Genomic DNA, 4,416 nt, shown 5'->3' on the forward strand with positions numbered 1-4,416 from the left:
CCCGCCGAGTGGATGGCCGCCGCCGGCATCTCCGAGGCCGACATGGGCTACGTCGACTACATCGTCAGCCGCGAGAGCGGCTGGAACCCCAACGCGACCAACCGGTCCTCGGGCGCCTGCGGCCTCGTGCAGGCGCTGCCGTGCAGCAAGGTCCCCGGAAACGGGTACGACCCGGTCGACAACCTGCGCTGGGGAACCGGTTACGCGGTCGGACGCTACGGCAGCTGGGCCGGAGCCTACGCGTTCTGGACCAGCAACCACTGGTGGTGAGCGGCATCCATGCCCCGCTCCCGTAGACGTCGTCCCGAACCGAGCCGCGGCGACGAGTCGCTCGATCGCCTCATCGCCGGGTGGAAGCGCACCGAGACCAAGCGCGGTGCCGAGTGGACGGTCCAGCCGTTGGCCGGTTCGCAGGCGGTCAAGGATTACGTCTGCCCGGGCTGCGGTCGCACCGTGCCCGCCGGCACCCCCCACCTCGTCGTCTGGCGGGCCGACGGAGTGCTCGGTGACGCCGCCGACCTCGCCGCCCGCCGTCATTGGCACTCGCACTGTTGGAGGATCGCCTGATGGAGATTCGCGGACCCGTCCTTCTGCCCGCTCGCCGCGAGGACATCGAACTGCGCACGGTCGACGAGCTGACGCTGGTCGGCGAACTGGCCCTTCCTCTCGAGCGCGAGCCGGTCGCGACGCTGGTGACCCTGCATCCCCTGCCCACGGCGGGCGGATTCATGGACTCGCACATCCTGCGCAAGGCGGCGGGACGACTGCCGGCGCTGGCCGATCTCGCCGTTCTGCGGTTCAACACGCGGGGCACGACCTCGCCGCGGGGGACGAGCGAGGGATCGTTCGACGGCGGTGCCAACGAGGTGTTCGACGTGGCCGCCGCGGTCGATTTCGCCCGCGAGCGGAGCCTTCCGCGTCCGTGGCTGGTGGGGTGGTCGTTCGGTACCGAGCTCGCCCTGAAGTACGGACGCGACCACGACATCGAGGGCGTCATCCTGCTCTCGCCTCCGCTGCACCGCGCGACCGCCGACGAGGTGGCCGCCTGGGCAGACGACCCCCGTCGGATGATCGTGCTCGTGCCGGAGTTCGACGACTACCTGCGTCCCGCCGAGGCGCGCGAGCGCTTCTCGTCGGTGCCCGGCGCCACGCTCATCCCGGTCGACGGCGCCAAGCACCTGTGGGTGGGCGAGACCCAGACCCGTCGTGTGCTCACCGAGATCGTCGCCGCCGTCAACCCCGACGCGCTGCCGCTGCCGACGGAGTGGGACGAGGTCTGATCCGCGTTACCGCTCGTTCTGCCGCGGGATGACGACCTCGCGGTAGATGATGAGGATGCTGGCGGCGACCGGAATGGCGATGAGGGCGCCGAGCAGGTTGAGCAGTGCACCACCGGCCAGCGCCGAGATCACCACGACCGAACCCGGCACCGAGACGGCGCGGTTCATGATGCGCGGCGAGATCACATAGGCCTCGATCTGCATGTAGACGAGGTAGTAAATCAGGGCGATGAGCGCTGCGGTGGGCGACCCGAGGCCGGGGAGCAGGCACGTGAGGACGATGATCGTCGATCCGGTCAACGTGCCCACGAGCGGGATCAGCGAGAAGAAGAACGCGACCACGGCCAGCACCGCCGGGAACGGCGCGTTGATGATCGACAGGAAGATCGCACTGAGAACGCCGTTGATGACGCCCAGGCTCACCTGACCCATGACGTAGTAGCCGACCGAATCGGTGATCTTCTCGGACAGCTCGATGAACCGGGCGCGCTTGGACGCCGGCACCAGCTGATAGACCGCGGACTTCAGGGACGGGGTGGATGCCGTGAAGTAGATGGTCAGGATGAGCACGATGAACGCTCCGCCCAGTCCCGCCGCAACCGCTCCCGCACCCGTGAGCAGGCTGTTGCCGATCATGGTCGAGATGGATCCGACGTCGAGGGTGGTGAACCAGCGCTGGATGCTCGCCCAGACGTCGTCGATCTTGAGCCAGGGGAGGGTCTGCGACACCCACGTCTGCACCTGCGCGACGATCTCGTTCCAGCGACCGGGCTGCAGCAGCTGCTCGATCTGGAAGACGAGCTGGCCGATCTGACTGACGATGATCGGCACGACCATGAAGATGATCCCGGTGAAGATGCCGAGGACGGCGAGGATCGTCACGAGCACCGCCGCCCATCGGGGCAGTCCCCGTCGTTCGAGGAACGACACGACCGGATCGAGGCCGAGCGAGAGGAACAGCGCGGTGCCGACGTACAGCAGGATCGTCGACAGATTCTGCACGCTGCCGATGATCAGCAGGCCGACGCCCACGCCGAGGGTCGCCAGCAGCGCCACCCGGAAGGGATTGTGGATCTTCATGCCGAACGACTCCCGCCTCAGCCGGGCGGTCGTGCCCGTCCCGTCAGGATACTGACGCGGCGCACTCCGCGGCGCGCGGCGCACGGCACGGTGCGCGAGCGGACCATGCCGAGAACTTTCAGGCGCCCTCGGATAGTCTGAAACGTCGATTCTTCGGTGGCACCCGAGCCGCCGGTGGGGATGGTGTGAAGCGTGAGATTCGTCTGGGCCGTGGTGGCGTTCGTCATCGCCGCCGCCATGATCGGTGCGGGGATCGCGCAACGGACCGTGTTCCAGGGCCCGTCAGAGACGTCCGCCACGGTGCAGACCGATGGGACGACGGCGTACACGCTCGTCGACGGCGCGGTGCTGACGAGCGTCCCGGGCGCGCAGACCCTGCGCGTCGAGGGCGACGGTGCGGTGTTCGCCTCGTACGGGCGCACCGCCGACGTCAAGGCGTGGCTTGCGGACGTGCCCTACACCGCCGTCACCGTCGACGGTGACGGTGTCGTGCAGACCTCCGCGGTCCAGCCCAGCGTGACGCCGGTGTCCAGCGGGCGTTCGCCGGTGGACTCCGACCTGTGGCTCGACGAGTACGAGCAGACCGGCACCCTCTCGACCACGCTGCAGCTGCCGAGCGACATGAGCGTGCTCATCGCTTCCGACGGCACCGCTCCCGCCCCCGCGAACGTCAGCGTCACCTGGCCGATCGACAACTCGACCCCGCTGTCGGGGCCGCTCATCGTGGGCGGTGGCATCGTGCTGCTGATCGGCCTGGTGCTGTACGTGCTCGGCATCCGGCACGTGCGCCGTCAGCGTCGTCCGCGCCGCAAGGGCCTGCCCCTGCCGGTGACCGAGCCCATCTCGACCGTCGACGCCGATGCCGAGGCGAAGGGCGTCGTCAGCCAGAGTCCGGCTCGTCGTGGACGAGGAGCCCGTCGGGCCCTCGTCGCCGTACCCGCCCTGGGCGTCTCGGTAGCGCTGATGGCCGGCTGCTCCGCCGACGCGTGGCCCCAGCTCGCCGCGTCCGAGTCGCCCAGCCCCACCCCGACGGTGATCGTGCCCGAGGGGCAGTTCCCGCCGGCGGTCACCGAATCGCAGGCGCAGCGCATCGTTTCGCGCGTCTCGCAGTCGGTCGCTCAGGCCGACGCCGCCCTCGACGCCAACGCCGCGGCGCAGCGTCTGTCCGGACCGGCCCTGGCGGAGCGCCAGACCAACTACAAGCTGCGGGCCGCCATCTCGGACCGACCGGCTCTGCCCGCGATCCCGGCCGAGCCCGTGCAGATCGTCCTCCCGCAGACCACGGGCACGTGGCCGCGCACCCTGATGACCGTGGTCGAGTCCGCGGATGCCGCGACCCCGACCACGACGATCATGATGATGACGCAGCAGACCCCGTGGGAGGAGTACAAAGCCTCCTACGTCGGCAACCTCGAGGCTTCGACCAACCTGCCCGAGCTCGCCGCGGCCTACGTCGGCGCCACCCAGGTACCGCCGGACTCGTCGTTCCTGGTGATGGCGCCCGAGAAGGTCGCCGCCGCCTACGCCGACATCATCAACAACGGTCAGAACAGCGCGTCGTACCCCCTTTTCGACACGGCGAACGACCTGTTGCTCACGGCCATCCAGGACAACAAGACCAAACGCACCGACGAGCTCAACCAGACCGGTGCGGGCACGGCGCAGATCAGCTTCGAGGCCTCGGCCGGCCCGGCCTCGCCCATCGCCCTGGCGACGCTGGACACCGGTGCGATCGTCGCGGTGAACGTCTACGAGAGCGACACGGCCAAGCCCACCAACGCCGACGCGGTCATCAAGCTCGACAACAACCCCGCCGTCAAGGCGCTCACGGGCGTCGACCAGTCCGCGACAGGATTCACCACGACCTACTCCGACCAGGTGTTCTTCTACGTGCCCAGCCAGGGCTCCGACGATCAGATCCGCCTGCTCGGTTATCGATCCAGCCTCCTCGAAGCGAAGGTGTCCCCGTGAGCACTCCCGCCGCCCCCGGTTCCGTCATGCGCGGTGCCGTCGACCTCTCCTCCCTGCGCAACCGCCCCGCGGCCCCGACGACGCC

Annotated in this window: 5 protein-coding genes; 4 read left to right on the forward strand and 1 reads right to left on the reverse strand. The window is 69.1% G+C overall.

What is annotated here, in order from left to right; translation table 11 throughout:
• The 3 genes from DBR36_RS10570 to DBR36_RS10580 all read left to right on the forward strand — a co-directional run.
• Positions 1–270 (forward strand): transglycosylase SLT domain-containing protein (locus tag DBR36_RS10570; protein ID WP_181373560.1); only part of this gene is annotated, 270 nt, incomplete at its 5' end.
• A gap of 9 nt (positions 271–279) precedes the next feature.
• Positions 280–567, forward strand: a complete 288-nt coding sequence (locus tag DBR36_RS10575; RefSeq protein ID WP_108319189.1) for a hypothetical protein — start codon at positions 280–282, stop codon at positions 565–567.
• Positions 567–1,280, forward strand: a complete 714-nt coding sequence (locus DBR36_RS10580) for an alpha/beta hydrolase (RefSeq protein ID WP_108319191.1) — start codon at positions 567–569, stop codon at positions 1,278–1,280. The genes DBR36_RS10575 and DBR36_RS10580 overlap by 1 nt, the downstream gene beginning before the upstream one ends.
• Positions 1,281–1,286: 6 nt before the next feature.
• Here DBR36_RS10580 and DBR36_RS10585 read toward each other — a convergent pair whose 3' ends face one another.
• Complete coding sequence (locus DBR36_RS10585) at positions 1,287–2,360, reverse strand: AI-2E family transporter (protein WP_108319193.1); 1,074 nt, start codon at positions 2,358–2,360, stop codon at positions 1,287–1,289.
• Between the two features lie 192 nt (positions 2,361–2,552).
• On the opposite strand from DBR36_RS10585, the gene DBR36_RS10590 reads away from it, so the two are divergent.
• The gene (locus DBR36_RS10590; RefSeq protein WP_108319195.1) at positions 2,553–4,331 is read left to right on the forward strand and encodes a glycosyl transferase; all 1,779 of its coding nucleotides are present in this window, start codon (positions 2,553–2,555) and stop codon (positions 4,329–4,331) included.
• Positions 4,332–4,416: the final 85 nt, after the last annotated feature.

This window comes from Microbacterium sp. HMWF026, from assembly GCF_003061325.1.
GTDB classification, from domain to species: domain Bacteria; phylum Actinomycetota; class Actinomycetes; order Actinomycetales; family Microbacteriaceae; genus Microbacterium; species Microbacterium testaceum_E.

Coding starts and splice junctions, on each gene's coding strand:
- DBR36_RS10575 (WP_108319189.1), top strand. CDS start 280: ATGCCCCGCTCCCGTAGACGTCGTCCCGAACCGAGCCGCGGCGACGAG.
- DBR36_RS10585 (WP_108319193.1), bottom strand. CDS start 2,360: ATGAAGATCCACAATCCCTTCCGGGTGGCGCTGCTGGCGACCCTCGGC.
- DBR36_RS10580 (WP_108319191.1), top strand. CDS start 567: ATGGAGATTCGCGGACCCGTCCTTCTGCCCGCTCGCCGCGAGGACATC.